This is a genomic window from Pseudomonas graminis, assembly GCF_001705435.1.
In the GTDB taxonomy this organism is placed as follows: Bacteria; Pseudomonadota; Gammaproteobacteria; order Pseudomonadales; family Pseudomonadaceae; genus Aquipseudomonas; species Aquipseudomonas graminis_B.
Genome location: NZ_MDEN01000057.1, coordinates 1 through 18,229 on the forward strand (window position 1 = coordinate 1; position 18,229 = coordinate 18,229).

General features: G+C 59.1%; 14 protein-coding genes and 1 pseudogene. 9 read left to right on the forward strand and 6 right to left on the reverse strand.

What is annotated here, in order from left to right:
• Positions 1–168: 168 nt before the first annotated feature.
• Positions 169–1,662, reverse strand: coding sequence for a CoA-acylating methylmalonate-semialdehyde dehydrogenase (locus BBI10_RS06270; protein ID WP_065987525.1), 1,494 nt, complete (start codon positions 1,660–1,662; stop codon positions 169–171).
• 67 nt (positions 1,663–1,729) lie between these two features.
• Positions 1,730–3,076 (reverse strand): aspartate aminotransferase family protein, encoded by a 1,347-nt coding sequence (locus tag BBI10_RS06275; RefSeq protein ID WP_065987526.1) that lies wholly within the window; start codon positions 3,074–3,076, stop codon positions 1,730–1,732.
• A 142-nt stretch (positions 3,077–3,218) separates the two neighbouring features.
• On the opposite strand from BBI10_RS06275, the gene BBI10_RS06280 reads away from it, so the two are divergent.
• The 6 genes from BBI10_RS06280 (at position 3,219) to BBI10_RS06305 (ending at position 9,874) form a co-directional block, all read left to right on the forward strand.
• A complete protein-coding gene (locus BBI10_RS06280; protein ID WP_065987527.1) occupies positions 3,219–4,139 on the forward strand; it encodes a LysR family transcriptional regulator in 921 nt (306 codons plus the stop codon).
• Positions 4,140–4,313: 174 nt separating this feature from the next.
• Complete coding sequence (locus BBI10_RS06285; RefSeq protein ID WP_065987528.1) at positions 4,314–5,699, forward strand: uracil-xanthine permease family protein; 1,386 nt, start codon at positions 4,314–4,316, stop codon at positions 5,697–5,699.
• 84 nt (positions 5,700–5,783) lie between these two features.
• On the forward strand, positions 5,784–6,443 hold the full coding sequence (locus BBI10_RS06290; protein WP_065987529.1) for a TetR/AcrR family transcriptional regulator: 660 nt from the start codon (positions 5,784–5,786) through the stop codon (positions 6,441–6,443).
• A 32-nt stretch (positions 6,444–6,475) separates the two neighbouring features.
• On the forward strand, positions 6,476–7,063 hold the full coding sequence (locus BBI10_RS06295) for an IMPACT family protein (RefSeq protein WP_065987530.1): 588 nt from the start codon (positions 6,476–6,478) through the stop codon (positions 7,061–7,063).
• Positions 7,064–7,661: 598 nt separating this feature from the next.
• Positions 7,662–8,348 (forward strand): SDR family oxidoreductase, encoded by a 687-nt coding sequence (locus tag BBI10_RS06300; RefSeq protein WP_065987531.1) that lies wholly within the window; start codon positions 7,662–7,664, stop codon positions 8,346–8,348.
• Between the two features lie 170 nt (positions 8,349–8,518).
• Positions 8,519–9,874 carry an 8-oxoguanine deaminase gene (locus tag BBI10_RS06305; protein WP_065987532.1) on the forward strand — a complete coding sequence of 452 codons (1,356 nt, stop codon included), beginning with the start codon at positions 8,519–8,521 and terminating at the stop codon, positions 9,872–9,874.
• Between the two features lie 68 nt (positions 9,875–9,942).
• On the opposite strand, the gene BBI10_RS06310 is transcribed toward BBI10_RS06305, so the two are convergent.
• The gene (locus tag BBI10_RS06310; protein ID WP_065987533.1) at positions 9,943–11,034 is read right to left on the reverse strand and encodes a calcium:proton antiporter; all 1,092 of its coding nucleotides are present in this window, start codon (positions 11,032–11,034) and stop codon (positions 9,943–9,945) included.
• A gap of 329 nt (positions 11,035–11,363) precedes the next feature.
• Here BBI10_RS06310 and BBI10_RS06315 point away from each other — a divergent pair, with 329 nt between their 5' ends.
• A complete protein-coding gene (locus tag BBI10_RS06315; RefSeq protein ID WP_065987534.1) occupies positions 11,364–12,317 on the forward strand; it encodes an adenosine deaminase in 954 nt (317 codons plus the stop codon).
• 71 nt (positions 12,318–12,388) lie between these two features.
• Here the strand turns inward: BBI10_RS06315 and BBI10_RS06320 are convergent, their stop codons facing one another.
• Complete coding sequence (locus tag BBI10_RS06320) at positions 12,389–13,081, reverse strand: ArsR/SmtB family transcription factor (RefSeq protein ID WP_065987535.1); 693 nt, start codon at positions 13,079–13,081, stop codon at positions 12,389–12,391.
• Positions 13,082–13,794: 713 nt separating this feature from the next.
• A complete protein-coding gene (locus tag BBI10_RS06325; RefSeq protein ID WP_065987536.1) occupies positions 13,795–15,003 on the reverse strand; it encodes a multidrug effflux MFS transporter in 1,209 nt (402 codons plus the stop codon).
• Positions 15,004–15,229: 226 nt separating this feature from the next.
• On the opposite strand from BBI10_RS06325, the gene BBI10_RS06330 reads away from it, so the two are divergent.
• Entirely contained in the window at positions 15,230–15,589 is a 360-nt protein-coding gene (locus BBI10_RS06330) for a hypothetical protein (RefSeq protein ID WP_065987537.1), read from the forward strand.
• Between the two features lie 83 nt (positions 15,590–15,672).
• Positions 15,673–16,165, forward strand: a pseudogene (locus tag BBI10_RS06335) (GreA/GreB family elongation factor).
• 74 nt (positions 16,166–16,239) lie between these two features.
• Here the strand turns inward: BBI10_RS06335 and ettA are convergent.
• Complete coding sequence (gene ettA, locus BBI10_RS06340; RefSeq protein ID WP_065987538.1) at positions 16,240–17,904, reverse strand: energy-dependent translational throttle protein EttA; 1,665 nt, start codon at positions 17,902–17,904, stop codon at positions 16,240–16,242.
• Positions 17,905–18,229: the final 325 nt, after the last annotated feature.

The following is an 18,229-nucleotide window of genomic DNA, read 5'->3' on the forward strand; positions in this document are numbered from 1 at the left end:
GTCCAACTCTTTGATTATCAAGGAGTTTTCCGTTTCGTCTGCGCCGGAAGTGGGGCGAATTATAGACAGATCCAGAGGGGCGTCAACCCCTAATTTAATGAAACTGTCATATCAGTCAAAAAATAGCTGCTGGGAGGGCAAGTTTGGCAACTTGCCCTCCCCAAAGCTTTAAAGACTCGGGAATGCGAACTGCGATGCCTCGTGACTGGCGCGCTGCGGCCACCGCTGTGTGATGGCTTTGCGGCGGGTATAGAAACGAACGCCATCCGGGCCATAGGCATGCAAGTCACCAAACAGTGAACGTTTCCATCCACCAAAGCTGTGATAAGCGACAGGCACAGGCAGCGGAACGTTCACCCCAACCATACCCACCTCGATCTGATCGCAGAACAAGCGGGCCGCCTCACCATCGCGGGTGAAAATGCAGGTGCCATTGCCGTATTCATGGTCGTTAATCAACTGCATCGCATGTTCAAGACTGTTCACACGCACAATGCACAGCACCGGCCCGAATATCTCTTCTTTATAGATACGCATCTCGGCCGTGACATGGTCGAACAGGCAGCCACCCAGAAAGAATCCATCTTCATGTCCGGGGACCGTGAGCCCACGACCATCTACCACAAGCTTCGCACCTGCACCCACGCCGTCTTCTATATAGCTGCTGACCTTGTCACGATGCTGCCCCGTGACCAGAGGGCCCATATCAAGGCCGTTGGAAGTCCCGGCGCCGATCTTCAATCCATTGATTTGCGGCACTAGCTTGGCAACCAATGCGTCGGCTACCTGGTCACCCACGCACACTGCAACCGAAATCGCCATGCAGCGCTCGCCGCACGAGCCATAGGCCGCGCCCATCAAAGCGCTCACGGCGTTATCCAGGTCTGCGTCGGGCATCAGCACGGCGTGGTTCTTCGCGCCGCCCAGTGCTTGAACCCGCTTGCCGCGTGCGGTGGCTTCTTTATAGATGTACTCGGCAATCGGTGTAGACCCCACAAAGCTCAGCGCTTTGACTTCAGGGGCTTCGATCAGCGCATCAACCGCCACCTTGTCGCCGTGCACGACATTGAGTACACCCTTCGGCAATCCGGCCTCATGCAGCAACTCAGCGATCAGCAACGTTGAGCTCGGATCGCGCTCGGACGGTTTGAGGATGAAACAGTTGCCGCAGGCGATCGCCAACGGGTACATCCAAAGCGGAACCATCGCGGGAAAGTTGAACGGGGTGATGCCCGCCACTACGCCAAGCGGCTGAAAGTCAGACCATGCATCAATGTTCGGGCCGACGTTGCGGCTGTACTCGCCCTTGAGGATCTCAGGCGCCGCACTCGCGTATTCGACATTCTCGATACCGCGTTTGAGTTCTCCCGCCGCGTCTTCGAGGGTCTTGCCGTGCTCTTCGCTGATCAGTCGGGCAATACGTGCCTCGTTCTGCTCCAAGAGCTGCTTGAAGCGGAACATCACCTGCGCGCGTTTGGCAGGAGGGGTGTTGCGCCATGCAGGGAAGGCCGCTTTGGCCGAGTCGATCGCCTGTTGCACGGTTTCGCGACTGGCGAGTGGCACCGTGCGAATGGCCTGGCCAGTCGACGGGTTGAACACATCGGCGCTGCGGCCGTTTTCGCTGATCAGCTCGCCATGTATCAGGTGTTGAATGGTGCTCATGCATAACTCCGGAAAATATCAGCCCGCAGGCGCTACCGAAGTGGCGCCTGTGAGCCTGCAAAGGGGATCAGTCGATTTGATTCAGGGCCTGACCAACTGCGTCAAACATGCGGTCGAGGTCGTCCGGCTTGCTGTTGAAAGTCGGGCCAAATTGCAGGGTGTCACCGCCGAAGCGCACGTAGAAACCGGCCTTCCACAGCTTCATCGCGGTCTCGAAGGGACGCACAATGGCATCGCCGTCACGCGGTGCAATCTGAATAGCGCCTGCAAGCCCATAGTTACGGATGTCGACGACGTTTTTGCTGCCCTTGAGGCCGTGCAACGAGTTTTCGAAATGGGGTGCGGTTTCGGCTACTTGCTGCACCAGGCTCTCGCGCTGAATGATCTCCAGGGCGGCAAGCCCGGCAGCGCAGGCAACCGGATGAGCTGAATAGGTATAGCCATGGGGAAACTCCACGGCGTACTCGGGCGTCGGCTGGTTCATGAACGTCTGGTAGATCTCGGTACTCGCAATGACTGCTCCCATGGGGATCGCACCGTTGGTGATCTGCTTGGCGATACACATCAAGTCCGGCGTTACGCCGAAGCTGTCGGCGCCGAACATCGAACCGGTGCGCCCGAAGCCAGTAATCACCTCGTCGAAAATCAGCAGAATATTGTGCTGATCACAGATTTCACGCAGACGCTTGAGATACCCCTGCGGCGGAACAATCACGCCCGCAGAGCCCGCCATGGGCTCAACGATCACCGCTGCAATGTTAGAAGCGTCGTGCAGCTCGATCAGCTTGAGCATCTCATCCGCCAGCGCAACGCCGCCCTGCTCCGGCATGCCACGTGAATAGGCGTTGCTGGCAAGCAGTGTATGAGGCAGATGATCGACGTCCATCAATTGCCCGAACATCTTGCGGTTGCCGTTGACGCCACCCAGGCTGGTGCCCGCGATGTTCACGCCGTGATAGCCACGGGCACGGCCGATCATCTTGGTTTTGGTCGCCTGGCCTTTCAAGCGCCAGTAAGCGCGCACCATCTTGACGGCAGTGTCAGCGCACTCCGATCCGGAGTCGGTATAGAAGACGTGATTCAGCTTGCCGGGTGTCAGATCGGTGATCTTTTCAGCCAGCTGGAAGGACAGCGGGTGTCCGAATTGGAATCCCGGCGAGTAGTCCAGCGTACCTAGCTGCCGGGAAACCGCTTCCTGAATCTCCTTGCGGGTGTGCCCTGCCCCACAGGTCCACAGCCCCGACAGACCGTCATAAATTTTGCGGCCTTTGTCGTCCGTGAGATAGCTCCCCTCGGCGGCGACGATCAGACGTGGATCGCGATGGAAGTTTCGGTTCGCCGTGTAGGGCATCCAGTGGGCGTCAAGTTTGAGTTGGCTCGCCAGAGACATGTCGGACGATTCGGGCATATTCATCGGAATTAACCTCACTGGTCGTGGGGGCCTGACTTCCCCATTGAAGTGCGGGCAGGTGCAAGCCGGTTGCAGCTAAAGTGTCACGGGCATAAAGTCTGGAAAACCCTGCTTTTACGATCCTCAGTTCACCGGCCACTAAACTATGAGCACCCGCCGCAACGACCCGCTGGCGCAAGTCAGCGATTTTGACATCCGTCTGCTGCGCATCTTTCGCAGCGTAGTAGAGTCCGGCGGCTTCTCGGCAGCGGAAAGCGCGCTGGGTATTGGCCGATCTGCCATCAGTCAGCAGATGAGTGATCTCGAACAGCGCCTGGGATTACGCCTTTGCCAACGAGGCCGTGCCGGGTTTTCCCTGACGGAGGAAGGCCGAGAGGTTTATCAGTCATCACTGCAGCTATTGAGCGCACTTGAGAGTTTTCGTACGGAGGTGAACGGTCTTCACCGACATCTGCGCGGCGAATTGAACATCGGGCTGACGGACAATCTGGTCACACTCCCCCACATGCGCATCACCCACGCGCTTTCCCAGCTGAAAGAACGTGGCCCGGACGTGCACATCAATATCCGCATGATCGCGCCCAACGAAGTCGAGCAAGGGGTGCTCGACGGCAGCTTGCATGTTGGCGTCGTACCCCAGGCCAGCGCCTTGTCAGGCCTGGAATATCAGCCGCTGTATAGCGAACGTTCGCTGCTGTATTGCGCGGTCGGGCATCCCTTGTTTTACGTAGACGATGCGCTGCTTGACGATGATCGACTGTCCGCACAAGAAACCATTGCGCCGACGTTTCGTCTGCCGAGTGAAATCCAGGCCCACTATCAGGCGTTGAAGTGCACCGCGAGCGCGTCGGATCGGGAAGGCATGGCGTTTCTGATTCTGACCGGGCGTTACATCGGTTATCTGCCCGACCACTACGCCAGCCTTTGGGTGCAACAAGGTCGGCTGCGTGCGCTGAAGCCCAAAGCGCGGTTTTACGACCTCAGCCTTGTGACCGTCACACGCAAAGGCCGCCGCCCCCATTTGGTGCTGGAAAGTTTTCTGGAGAGTCTGGCTGCCACACGATGAAGCCGGCTCAGTACGTCGGCGCCTCAATAACACGCAGTCAACCGGCTGCCATATTCGTCCAGCCCATGATACACGGGCATGTACAGCGAATCGGTGGACAGGTAACTGATCAATTGGACAGGTTTTTGCAGTAACGCTGGATGTCGAAGCCCCACACAAACATCGAGAGCCAGCATGCAGCCTGAAGCGCCAGACAATAACGACCTCATCTATGGCCTCAACGACCGGCCGCACCCCGGACCCGCGGTCCTGGCTGCAATCCAGCATGTCCTCGCCGCATTCGTGGGCATTATCACGCCGCCACTGATTATCGGATCGGCGCTCGGGCTCGGTGCTTACATGCCTTATCTGATCAGCATGGCGCTGATGGTCTCGGGTGTGGGCACGTTCATTCAGGCGCGCCGACCGTTCGGTATCGGCGCCGGCATGATTTGCCTGCAAGGCACCAGCTTCGCATTTCTCGGTGCGGTGCTGTCGGCAGGTTTCATGGTCAAGCAGCGCGGTGGCAGCCCGGAAGACATCATGGCCATGGTGTTCGGGGTATGTTTCTTCGGCGCCGTCGTGCAGATTGTGCTGAGCCGTTTCATCGGCCAGTTGCGTCGGGTGATCACGCCGCTGGTAACCGGCATCGTCATCACGCTGATCGGGGTCAGCTTGATCAAGGTCGGCGTGACGGATCTGGGAGGCGGCTTCAACGCTCCGGACTTCGGCGAGCCGGTGAATCTGGCCCTTGGCGTTCTTGTGCTGGCAGTGATCGTCGTGCTCAACCGTTCAAGCGCGCCCTGGTTGCGGCTGTCGGCCATTATTATCGGGCTCGCGGTCGGCAGCATTGCAGCGTGGTTCAGCGGCAAGCTCATACCTCACTCCATCGCCGATGTTGCGCTGGTCAGCATTCCCGTGCCCTTTCGGTTCGGATTCAGCTTCGACTGGGCCGCGTTCCTACCGGTGGCGCTTATTTATCTGATCAGCAGTATCGAAACCGTCGGCGACCTCACCGCCAACTGCATGCTCTCCCGCGAACCCATCAAGGGCCAAAGCTACATTGCCCGACTGAAGGGCGGCGTATTGGGCGACGGTGTCAGTTGCATGATCGCGGCGACTTTCAGCGCATTCCCGAATACCACCTTTGCGCAGAATAACGGGGTGATTCAGCTCACCGGCGTGGCCAGCCGCTATGTCGGCCTCTATATAGGAGCGATCCTTTTTCTGCTTGGACTGTTTCCGGTGATCGGCGCGATTCTTCAGCAGATTCCGAAACCGGTGCTTGGCGGCGCAACATTGGTGATGTTCGGCAGCGTCGCGGCGGCGGGCGTCCGGATCCTTGCTCAAGCGCCACTGGATCGCCGCAGCATGTTGATCATCGCCACCTCGTTCGGTGTAGGGCTGGGTATCGCGGCGCAGCCGACGCTGCTGCATCATTTGCCGCAATGGGTGCAGAGCCTGTTTGACTCGGCAATCACCAGCGGCGGTCTGACGGCCATCGTGATGTGCCTGTTACTTCCGGAGGCCAAGACCTCGAGTGAAGCCAACAACCAGGCAACGGAATCCTTTGAGCACTGATTTACAAGGTCACGCTTGTCGGATGATCGCGGGTGCGCTATGTGTTCACCGCGTCGCACCCAAATGATCCGTCTGGAACCGCACATGACCCTCGAAGTCCCCGCTCACAGCCCCAGCGCCACCAAACCGGCCAGCCGCATTCGGCAGAAGAACGAAGAAGCGATCCTCAAGGCTGCCGAGGACGAGTTCGCTCGGCATGGCTTCAAGGGCACCAGCATGAACACCATCGCGCAGAATGCCGGTTTGCCCAAAGCCAACTTGCACTATTACTTCACCAACAAGCTGGGTCTGTACATCGCGGTGCTGAGCAACATCATCGAGTTGTGGGACAGCACCTTTAACAACTTGAGCGCAGACGACGATCCGGCACAGGCGCTGACGCACTACATACGCGTCAAGATGGAGTTCTCACGACGCCAGCCACAGGCTTCGCGCATATTCGCGATGGAGATCATCAGTGGCGGCGAGTGCCTGAGCCAGTATTTCAGCCAAGACTACCGCGAATGGTTCCAGGGGCGTGCCGCCGTTTTCCAGGCCTGGATCGACGACGGGAAGATGGATCCGGTCGATCCGGTGCATCTGATTTTCCTGCTGTGGGGCAGCACTCAGCATTACGCTGACTTCGCCACGCAGATTTGCCAGGTCACCGGCCGTTCGAAGCTGACCAAGCAAGACATGGAGGCCGCTGGGGATAACTTGATCCGCATTATCCTCAAAGGCTGCGGACTCACGCCTGCTTTATAACCCTGAAAACCCAAGCGCAGTCTGGAACTACAATGCCTTTTACGCTCACCGGCCCCTGCGAGTTTCGCGAAGAGATTCGCAAGAGCCGATTCATTACCCTCGCCGCCCCCATCGACACGGCTGCCGATGCTCAAGCGTTCATCGAGGAGCACAGTGATCTCGACGCCACGCACAATTGCTGGGCCTGGAAGCTGGGCGCGCAGTACCGCAGCAACGATGATGGAGAACCGGGCGGCACGGCTGGGCGGCCGATACTCGCGGCCATTGATGCTCAGGATTTCGATCAGGTCGTAGTGATGGTCATCCGCTGGTACGGCGGGACTCAACTGGGCACCGGCGGGCTCGCGAGGGCCTACGGTGGAGGCGCCAATAAATGCCTGCAGCAGGCTGATCGGGTGCCGTTGATCAACCGAGTGTCGTTGCAATTCGATTGCAGCTTCAGTGAACTGGTGCTGATAAAGCTGCGAGTGGCTGAACTCAACGGGCTTGTGGAGGATGAGCGCTTCAACGCAAACGGCGTCACGCTCTCAATCGCCCTGGGGCCCGAGCAGATCGAAACGCTTCAGCGCCAATTGTCCGACATCAGTCGCGGTCGGATCGTGTTGCAGCGGCCGCAGTAACCGATCCACGGACCCATCGACGCCTTCCCGGCTAAAGCCGGTCCTGCAATGAAACGCGACGACCCTAATCGCCAGTGGATTTGCCCACATCTACTGTGCATCCGGCTGTGGACAAGCTGAGCACACACCGCCGCAGCCCTTGATCCATATGGCTTGGCGGAGCTTGATCACTTTTTAGCCAAAACAGTGCCTTGTGAGTAAAACCTGTCGTAAAACAGGATGTTAACGCCAGTTATGCCGATGCAACCCCCGATTCGAGCGGACTGTATCGCTACTCCACAGTTGCTCACATTACCTGTGGAGCAAACTGTGGATAACCCGTGCAAGCCTTCGCCGACTGCCGGGTACAGCACGCATTGGCGGAATTGGATATTTTTTATACAGACATACCGCCAGCAGGCACGAGCGTGCGCCATCCTGCCCCCTGAGCTTCCTGTGGGAAACGTCCACTCACATATGTCGCGAGCCTCTGTCATCCTCTGGCGCTAACGTGAGCGCCTCGCGGCAACACGGCGCTTCAAGAAACAAAATTCCCGTCGCGCCGTGCTGTCCATGGATTGAGCTAAATGTTTTGTTTGCCTGTAAAGGAGTCATTTCAATGTCCACCCCTAAAACAGCCCTGATCATCGGAGCGTCACGCGGCCTCGGCCTCGGACTGGTGAAACGTCTGACGGAACTGGGCTGGGAAGTCACTGCCACCGTCCGCGACGCTCAAAAGGCCGACGAGATCAAGGCACTGCCGAATGTCCAGTTGCAGACACTGGACATCGACGAGCCGTCTTCCCTCGAAGTGCTGACTCATAACCTCAAGGGCCAGACGTATGACCTGCTGTTCGTCAACGCCGGCGTGATGGGTCCGATGCATCCCAACCCCACCGACGCCACTGCCGGCGAACTGGGTCAGCTGTTTCTCACCAACGCCGTCGCGCCCATCCGCCTCGCCAAACGCTTCGTCGACCAGATCCGTCCCGAGACCGGCGTGATTGCGTTCATGAGCTCGGTGCTCGGCAGCGTCACCATGCCGGACGCGCCAGAGATGGCGCTGTACAAAGCAAGCAAAGCCGCGCTGAACTCAATGACCCACACGTTCGTGACGCAATTGGCCGATAACAAGCCCACCGTGGTATCGATGCACCCGGGCTGGGTCCGTACGGCGATGGGTGGCGAAGGCGCGGATATCGACGTCGAGACCAGCGTGCGTGGGATTGTCGAGCAGCTTGAGCGGTTTGCAGGGAAAGGCGGTCATCACTTCGTGAACTATAAGGGTGAGACGATTCCCTGGTGATTGCGATGCAAGTCGCGGCAACATGAGCTGACGTGACTTGCCCGCGCCCGCCACACCATTCTAGAATCCGCCCTCGCCTCGCAGCACGTTCGATGCTGCGGCGACCCTGGATCAGCAGACAGGGCAACACTGAGCTGGCGACCTGAACCCACTTTCAGAGGAGCCGGCCAATGCCCGCGATCCGTACCTGGTTGAAAAATCCCCTCGCCGTTTTCACGGCCAATGAACTCGATGCTCGCGGCGGCCTGGTGGTCGAAGGCGGGGTTATCGCTGAGATGCTCCCGCTCGGGCAACAGCCTGCACAGCCTTGCGATCACGTATTCGATGCACGGGAGCATGTGCTGCTGCCCGGCCTGATCAACACTCACCACCACTTTTATCAAACGCTGACTCGCGCCTGGGGCCCGGTGGTCAATCAGCCGTTATTCCCCTGGCTGAAAACCCTGTACCCGGTGTGGGCGCGATTAACGCCGGAAAAGCTCGCACTGGCCAGCAAGGTCGCCCTGACCGAGTTGCTGCTGTCGGGCTGCACCACCGCCGCCGACCACCATTATTTGTTTCCGCAGGGTCTGGAAGACGCCATCGATGTCCAGGTAGAAAGCGTCCGCGAACTGGGGATGCGCGCGATGCTGACGCGGGGTTCGATGACCCTGGGCGAGGCAGACGGAGGCCTGCCACCCCAACAAACCGTCCAGCAGGGCCAGGTGATTCTCGATGACAGCGTGCGGTTGATCGAGACCTACCACGAGCGGGGTGACGGCGCGCAAGTCCAGATTGCGTTAGCACCGTGTTCGCCGTTTTCCGTCACAACCGAGATCATGGCTGAAAGCGCGACGCTGGCGGAGAAGCACGACGTGCGCCTGCACACGCATCTGGCCGAAACCCTGGATGAAGAGGATTTCTGCCTGCAGCGCTTCGGCCTGCGCACAGTGGATTACCTGGACAGCGTCGGGTGGCTTGGCCCTCGTATCTGGCTGGCGCACGGGATTCACTTCAACAGTGGAGAGATCACGCGCCTCGGCCAGGCGGGCACCGGGGTCTGTCATTGCCCGAGTTCGAACATGCGCCTTGCGTCAGGCATCTGCCCCACGCTGGACCTGCTTGCGGCGGGCGCGACAATCGGTCTGGGCGTCGATGGATCTGCGTCAAACGACGCCTCGAACATGATGCTTGAGGCCAAGCAGGCGCTTTACCTGCAGCGCTTGCGTTACGGGGCGGAAAAGATCACGCCGGAACTGGCATTGGGCTGGGCGACCAAGGGCTCGGCGCAATTGTTGGGCCGGCAGGACATTGGCGAGTTGGCCGTGGGCAAACAGGCTGATCTGGCGCTGTTCAAGCTGGACGAGTTGCGCTTCTCTGGCAGCCACGATCCGCTCTCGGCGCTGTTGCTGTGCGGGGCCGATCGCGCAGATCGGGTGATGATCGGCGGCAAATGGCGAGTGATTGATGGTCAGGTAGAAGGGCTGGATCTGAAGGGATTGATCGCAGACCATCGGCAGGCCGCTGCGGAATTGATCAGGGGGTGATGCGCTGCTGCAGCGGTGGGGAAGTGAAACTGCTGACTCCCCACTGCTGCCCTCAAGCCAAAACCGGTCTACAGCCCCATCAAAGACAGCATGATGAAGGTGGCAAACAGCACAAAGTGCGTCATGCCTTCGATGGCGTTGGTTTCGCCGTCGTTGAGGTTGATGGCGCAGACCAGCAAGGTGACGAAGATCATCACTGTCTGCACCGGCGTCATCGCCATCTGGAACGCCTGACCGCTGTAGAGCGCCATGCCTTCCATGACCGGAACGGTCAGGATCACCGTCGACAGCGAGGCCCCCAGCGCAATGTTGACCACTGACTGCATGCGGTTGGCCAGCGCGGCTCGCAAGGCGGTCAGGATTTCCGGCGCTGCCGAGATCGCCGCCACCAGAATCGCCGTCATGACAGGCGGCGCGCCGCTGCCTTCCAGACCCAGATCGACGGTTTTCGACATGACCTCGGCCAACGCGCCAATCACCACCACGCCGAAAACCAGCGTGGCGATCGAACGCGTCAGGTTGACTGGCTCGTGCGCTTCTTCGGCCTCACCCTTGCGGCGCTTCTTGTCCGGGTAGTTGTAGCTGAAGAAGTAACTGTGCGGCCCAACCTGCATACGCAGGAACAGCGCATAAAGCAGAATCATTGCGCCGATGGTGAAGGCCGAGTAAAGCTTCCACTTCCCTTCGGGAATGAATTCCGGCACCACCATCGACACCGCCATGGCAGTCAGAATCATCACGCTGTAAGACCGCGCGGAGTCATCGTTGTAAGACTGTTCGCCGTGCTTGAGCCCGCCCATCAACGCGGCCAGACCCAGAATCCCGTTGATGTCGAGCATTACGGCCGAGTAGATGGTGTCCCGCACCAGCGTGGGTGAAGGTTCGTTGCTCATCATGATCGCCAGAATCACGACCTCAACCAGCACCGCCGACAAGGTCAGGATCATCGTGCCGTAGGGATCACCAACCTTTTCCGCCAGCAATTCGGCATGGTGAGCCACGCGCAGCGAGGCGCATATGATGAAGCCCACCAGGGCGATGCCCGCGATCAGCGCGATGGTGTTCCCATTGCTGAGCAACTGATGTTCGTAGAAGTACGCGAAAAAGGTCGCAATGACCGCCAGTAGAAGAAACTTTTCCTGCTTTAGAATCGTGCCCATCGCTGCCTTTTAGCCCCTTGCGACCCTGGCCGCACATCCATGAAGTGAAGTTTACTGAAGCGCTTGAGAGTGTGGATGTAAACAAAGGTTTCAAGACAGGTTAGCAGCGGGTCGCGACACATCGTCGCGCCGCCCCATCAAATTGTCTTCAATCTGACGGTGTTCAGGACCGGCAGTCGCCTATAAACGCCGGCAACTGCGGCGTATCGTCGCCTGAACCGTTGGTGATGCAAGCCAAAGTACCGTGTGAACCGTCCGGTCAGGTTTTATTCAGCCCACGCGCCTGACTCTGTAGAATGCCCGCCATTGCACCTTAAGAGACAACGCCCATGTACGACTGGTTGAACGCCCTGCCCAAGGCAGAACTGCACCTGCATCTGGAGGGCTCGCTGGAGCCGGAACTGTTGTTCGCTCTGGCTGAGCGCAACAAGATCGCCCTGCCCTGGGCAGACGTCGAAACCCTGCGCAAGGCCTATGCCTTCAATAACCTGCAGGAGTTTCTCGACCTGTATTACCGCGGCGCCGACGTGCTGCGCACCGAGCAGGATTTCTACGACCTGACCTGGGCCTACCTGGAGCGCTGCAAGGCGCAGAACGTCATTCACACCGAACCGTTCTTCGATCCTCAGACCCACACCGATCGCGGCATTCCCTTTGAAGTCGTGCTTAACGGCATTGCGGGCGCCTTGAAAGACGGCAAGGAAAAACTCGGCATCGGCAGTGGCCTGATCCTCAGCTTCCTGCGCCATTTGAGCGAAGACGAAGCGCAGAAAACCCTCGATATGGCCCTGCCCTATCGCGATACCTTCGTCGCCGTCGGCCTGGACAGCTCGGAAATGGGCCATCCGCCGAGCAAGTTCAAGCGCGTCTTTGATCGCGCTCGCGGTGAAGGCTTCCTGACTGTTGCCCATGCCGGTGAAGAAGGTCCGCCGGAGTACATCTGGGAAGCACTGGATTTGCTGAAGATCCAGCGTATCGATCACGGCGTGCGCGCCATCGAAGACGAGCGCCTGATGCAGCGCATCATCGATGAGCAAATCCCCCTGACGGTCTGCCCGTTGTCCAACACCAAGCTCTGCGTTTTCGATCACATGGGTCAGCACAACATTCTGGACATGCTCGAGCGCGGCGTGAAAGTGACCGTCAACTCCGATGATCCGGCGTACTTCGGGGGCTACGTGACCGAGAACTTCCACGCGCTGCACACCCATCTGGGCATGACCCAGGATCAGGCCAAGCGCCTGGCGCAAAACAGCCTCGACGCCCGCCTGATCAAGCCCTGATCAGTCACCTCCTTTGATGAGCAAAAGCGTGTAGACGTTCTGCGCCACACGCCGCGCTTCCTCCGAGGGCGTCACGCCGCCGAAGCGATCTTGCTGATTTCTCGCTGCCCATTGGAAGAGACCTGCAACGTGGAGGCCTCTTCCGTCGTCCGCAGCCAACCCAGCTGCATGAACAACTGCAAAAGCCCTGCCCCCAAGGCGCCGCCCAGGTGCGGCCTGCTTTCATGGCAGTCAACACAGGCACACACGGCTTCGCGTCGTCTGTGGGCCAGCGCGGGAATAAAAATCCCCCGTTCGGCAAAGCGGGAAATACCGACACTGGTGACTTCGAGACGGTGCTCGGATTGTTCGATCCAGCCCGCGCCCAGCATCCTCAAATACAGCTCGGCCCCCATTTCGCCACCCAGGTGATCCGCGCAGACACTGGCGCGACACAGCGGCAGTGGTGGCAACGGTTGCGCCATGCTGCGGCTGATCAGATCCGCGCTGACCATTGATGCACTGACCAGCGCCTGGACGGCGGTGCGGACTTCCGGGGCAGCGAGCCTGAAGTAGCGCTTGCGGGCACGCACTTCGTGGCGCAGCAATCCCCCGGCGGCAAGGCGCGCCAGATGCGCACCGGCGGAGGAAGTGGAAAGACCCACCAGCGAAGCTACTTCATTGGCCGCTCGCGATGTTCCGTCCATTAATGCCCACACGATCGCGCTGCGTTTGGGGTCGGCGAGCAACGCAGCGATCTGGCTGATGCAAGGTACATATTCCATGTCTTCACTCCCTGTTGAACATTATCTAAGCGGACCGGCGCCGGTGCGCAGGTCGAGGCGTGCATTGGCGCGGGATCACGGGCGTAATCAGTCGAAAGCACCGGGCCGCTGCTGTGGTGGACCATCATCGGTGTTTAAGGCGAAATCGAACCTTGATTTAAATCACCTCATACGAACTCTGATCGCTTGAACTTGCAGGCCATACAGATAGCTGCGCCATCGCAATACAGTTAGAAAAATGAGAATTAAATCGGATCCATGACGGCGCTAAGTATAAGACCTGCAGCCGATCGGCGGATCAACTTGTCCATGGACTTGCCCTTTGTTTGTGGGCCGTTTTGGCGAATGTTCAGCATAATCCGGCATATCATTTGATGGACAGACTCAGCTGGATAGCCGCCCTCCCCCCTTAAAGGACGGGCATTTGCGGGAATGACGGCAGTTCGCGAATTTAGCGCCAGGGCGATTGCCTACAACGGAAACTCCTGAGCCCTTCAAGAAAATAATCTGCTGACGGGGGATGTCAGAAGTGAACTTCTCTGGATAAATCACGCGACTCCCTTAAGCGTTGTGATTCTCTGTAAGAAGTTTCCAATTCGGAAGTAGTAAACAACCTCATATAACCCACTCTTTTTCAACAGGCTGAACATGCTTGTACAGGCACACATTAAACCCGGTGAAAATCGGCAACGCGTTAACGTTGCCGACGTCGGTTAAATACGCACATCCGTGTGGGGAGTCTGCGCGTCTCGCTTCTGCTGCGACCGGCGAGTGATCATGGCAAGCGTCACAGCCAGCACACCACACAAGGTAATGACGGTCGCCATCGGCACGGCTGTTCCGTCATGCAGTACGCCAACCAGTGCCGCAGCGCCCGCTGCGACACTGAATTGCAAACACCCCAACAAGGCCGACGCGCTGCCCGCGCGTTTGCCCTGCCCGCTCATCGCGCACGCTGAAGCGTTAGGGATGATGCAGCCCAGGCTGGCGATATAGATGAACAGCGGGATCAGCAGCGGCCACAGCTTTTCGGTGTGCAGGGAGGCGATGGTCAACAGCACGAGAGCGGCAGCGAGATAGATCCAGACAGTCCGCGACAGCAACCACGCCGGACCATAGCGGCCAACGAGTCGGGCGTTCACCTGGGCGATGAGGATGAAGCCGGCAGCGTTGATGCCGAACAACCATCCGTAGTGTTCCGCCGGGACGCCGTAGAGCTTGATGAAAACGAAAGGCGAGCCAGCAATGTAGGAGAACATCCCGGCCATCGCGATGCCGCCGGTGAGCGCGTGGCCCAGAAAGATCCGGTCGCCCAGCAGGTTCCAGTAAGAACCCAGCGCGCCCGAGAGCGGCAGTCGCGGGTGGCCGGCCGGCATGCTTTCCGGCAAGCCCCTGAATACCGCCACTGCGGTGAGTGCGCTGAATCCCGTCAAGGTCAGGAAGATGGCCTGCCAACCCACGACGTTGACCAACAACCCGCCCAGCATGGGGGCCAGGATCGGCGCCAGGCCCATGACCAGCATCAATTGCGAGAACACCTTGGCCGAGTCGACGGGTGAGCATTTGTCGCTGACGATCGCCCGCGACAGCACCATGCCGGCACATCCGCCCAACGCTTGTACGAAGCGGGCAGCAATCAGCCACTCCAGTGAAGGCGCCAGGGCGCACGCCAGGGATGCGAGGGTGAACAAGCCGACGCCAAACAACAGCGGGATCCGACGGCCGAAACGATCGGCGATCGGGCCATAGGCAAGCTGGCCGATGCTCAGGCCGAGGAAATAAGAGGCCAGGGTCAGCTGAACGTGTTTCTCGTCGGTGCCGAACGCCAACGCGATGGCCGGGAAACCTGGCAGGTAAAAGTCGATGGCCAACGGGCCAAAAGCGCTGAGTGCGCCGAGGATCAGAATCGTTCTGAGGTTCATCAATCTTCCTAAACGGTTTTGCGCAGCGCGACAGTTTAACAACCTTGAATCTGCACGGCCCGCTCAGAGGAAAATTACCGGATGTTTTTCAATCTATCGTCGCCAAGCAAACAAGGCGGAACTTATTGCGCGTGACCGGGCATCGGTTAATGGATTTCCTACAGCGTTTTTACCAATAACTCACAGAAGCGCTTCTAAACTTTTCTCAAGCAGTGAGGAAATCAAAATGAATGCGCGATGGGCTGTGCTGTGGTGCGTTGTAGTCTTCGCCGGATGTCAGTCTACCCACGACCAGTTAGTGGCTGAAGGTTACCCACCGGCATTCGCTGACGGTTTTCAGGATGGCTGCGGGAGCGGGCGGCAATCCATCGATCTCATGAAAGGGCAATTCAAAAAGGACGTGCCGCGCTATTTGCGTGACACGCTGTATGCGCAAGGCTGGTCGGACGGATTCCGCCAGTGCCAGGCGCAACTTGCCAACAGCAATGTCCAGGATCAGGGCCGCGACAGCATCTGGAATGACCGGGACCGCGATTGGGACCGTCAGCGAACCCAGGACGCCGCCAAAGCCTACCGCTCTCATTGAAAGCCTGCCGCGGCGGACAGCGCGTGAAACTATCGGGGACTCACTATGGCCCAATGTGATCAAGCCATGAACAGGAGCCCGCCATGAGTCGCGCCTTCGTCAACGAAGACAACGCCGCCGCGCATCGACCCGCCGGTTGAACGGCAGATCAGCGCCCAGATCAACTACGTCACCCAGCGCGGCTTTGATCAATTGCACGTTCAGGTTGAGCAGCTGCAAGCGCAATACAGCGAACAGAACGCCCAAGGTGATGACGCCGACAAACAGCGCATGGCCGAAATCGAACGCGACCTGCGTTATTTCAACCAGCGCCTGCAGAGCGCCCACGTGGTCAGCAGCACGTCAGAGGACAAGGTTCAGATTGGCAGTTGGGTGACCTTTGCCGACGAGGACAGTGTCGAGCAGCGCGTGCAACTGGTCGGAGAGGATCAGGCCGATGCTGGCAGTCAGTTGATCAATTGGGCGTCGCCGCTGGGCAAGGCGTTGCTCGGCGCCAGTGTCGGTGACGAAGTCACCTGGCAGCGGCCGGTCGGCGACGCAGTCATCGAGGTCATAAACATTGAGGCCGGCGACTGACCCCATCGACCCGCAGTAAGCCAGACATAAAAAACGGAGCCCGAAGGCTCCGTTTTTTTTAAAACCAACCTGAATCAGGCCAGCTTCTTGTGACGCACGCGGTGCGGCTGAGCGGCTGCGTCGCCGAGGCGTTTCTTGCGATCGGCTTCGTACTCGGTGTAGTTGCCTTCAAAGAACACAGCTTGCGAGTCATCCTCGTACGCGAGGATGTGAGTCGCAACGCGGTCAAGGAACCACCGATCGTGAGAGATCACAATGGCAGCGCCCGGGAAGTCCAGCAGGGCTTCTTCGAGGGAACGCAGGGTTTCAACGTCGAGGTCGTTTGACGGTTCGTCGAGGAGCAGGACGTTGCCGCCCTCCTTCAACGTCAGCGCCAGGTGCAGACGACCGCGCTCACCGCCAGACAGGTCCTTCACGAACTTCTGCTGATCGCCGCCTTTGAAGTTGAAACGGCCGACATAGGTGCGCGAAGGGATTTCGTAGTTGCCGATCTTGATCTGATCGGAGCCGTCGGAAATCTGCGCGAACACGGTTTTGCTGCCGTCCAGGTCGTCGCGGCTTTGATCGACGCACGCCAGCTGCACGGTTTCGCCGACTTCAATGGAGCCGGAATCCGGTTGCTCCTTGCCCATCAGCATGCGGAACAGCGTTGACTTACCGGCACCGTTACCGCCGATCACGCCGACGATGGCGCCTTTAGGCATGGAGAACGACAGGTTGTCGATCAGCACGCGATCGCCATAGCCCTTGGTGACGTTCTTGAACTCGATGACCTTGTCGCCCAGGCGCGGACCAGCCGGGATGTAGATCTCGTTGGTTTCGCTGCGCTTCTGGAATTCCTGGGACTGGAGCTCTTCGAAGCGCTGCAGGCGGGCCTTGGATTTCGACTGGCGCGCCTTGGCGCCTTTACGGACCCACTCGAGTTCTTCTTTCATGGCCTTTTCATGCGCCGACTGCTGCTTCGATTCGGCCGCCAGACGATCGGACTTGGCTTCAAGCCAGCCGGAGTAGTTGCCTTCGTACGGAATGCCCGCACCGCGGTCGAGTTCCAGAATCCAGCCAGCGACGTTGTCGAGGAAGTACCGGTCGTGGGTGATCGCCACGACAGTGCCCGGGAAATCGTGCAGGAAATGCTCGAGCCAGGCGACAGAATCGGCATCCAGGTGGTTGGTCGGTTCGTCGAGCAGCAACATGTCCGGGGCGGACAGCAACAGGCGGCACAGCGCGACGCGACGTTTCTCACCACCAGAGAGGTGTTCGACCTTGGCATCCCAGGCCGGCAGACGCAGCGCATCGGCGGCGACTTCCAGCTGGCGCTCCAGGTTGTGGCCGTCGCTGGCTTGCAGGATGGACTCCAGCTTGGCCTGCTCGGCCGCCAGCTTGTCGAAATCAGCGTCCGGCTCCGCGTAGGCGGCATAGACTTCGTCCAGACGCGCTTGAGCGTCCTTGATCACGCTGACCGCTTCCTCGACCACTTCACGTACGGTCTTGGTCGGGTCGAGCTGCGGCTCCTGGGGCAGATAGCCGATGTTCAGCTCGGGCATCGGGCGCGCTTCACCATCAAACTCGGTGTCGACACCGGCCATGATTTTCAGAAGCGTGGATTTACCCGAACCGTTGAGGCCGAGGACGCCGATCTTGGCGCCGGGGAAAAACGAGAGGGAGATGTTTTTCAGGATTTCCCGCTTCGGCGGAACAACTTTGCTCAGCCGATGCATGGTAAAGACGTATTGAGCCATGGAATGAAAACCTGGAATGAGACGGTGAATAAAGGAGCGAGCTTGGTGCTGCGTCGCAAAAAATGAGTTTATCTTCGCGCCGCAGCTTGCCGTAGCGCGATTCCGGGCCTTGAATTGATCAGGCCGAAGCGGCGCGGAGGGGACAAACTTCCGAGCACCGGTATTGAAGCTGGAGCAATGCTTGCAGTCTTTTGAAGCATGCAAGCACGCCGTGCAGAAACCGGCGCGTCGCGCGTGGCGCAAAGCTACCCGAATGCACGCAGCAGGGCAAACCGTCCGGCCCAATAGCGCTGGCACTTTGCCACAGCTCGGTGGCATGCTAGCC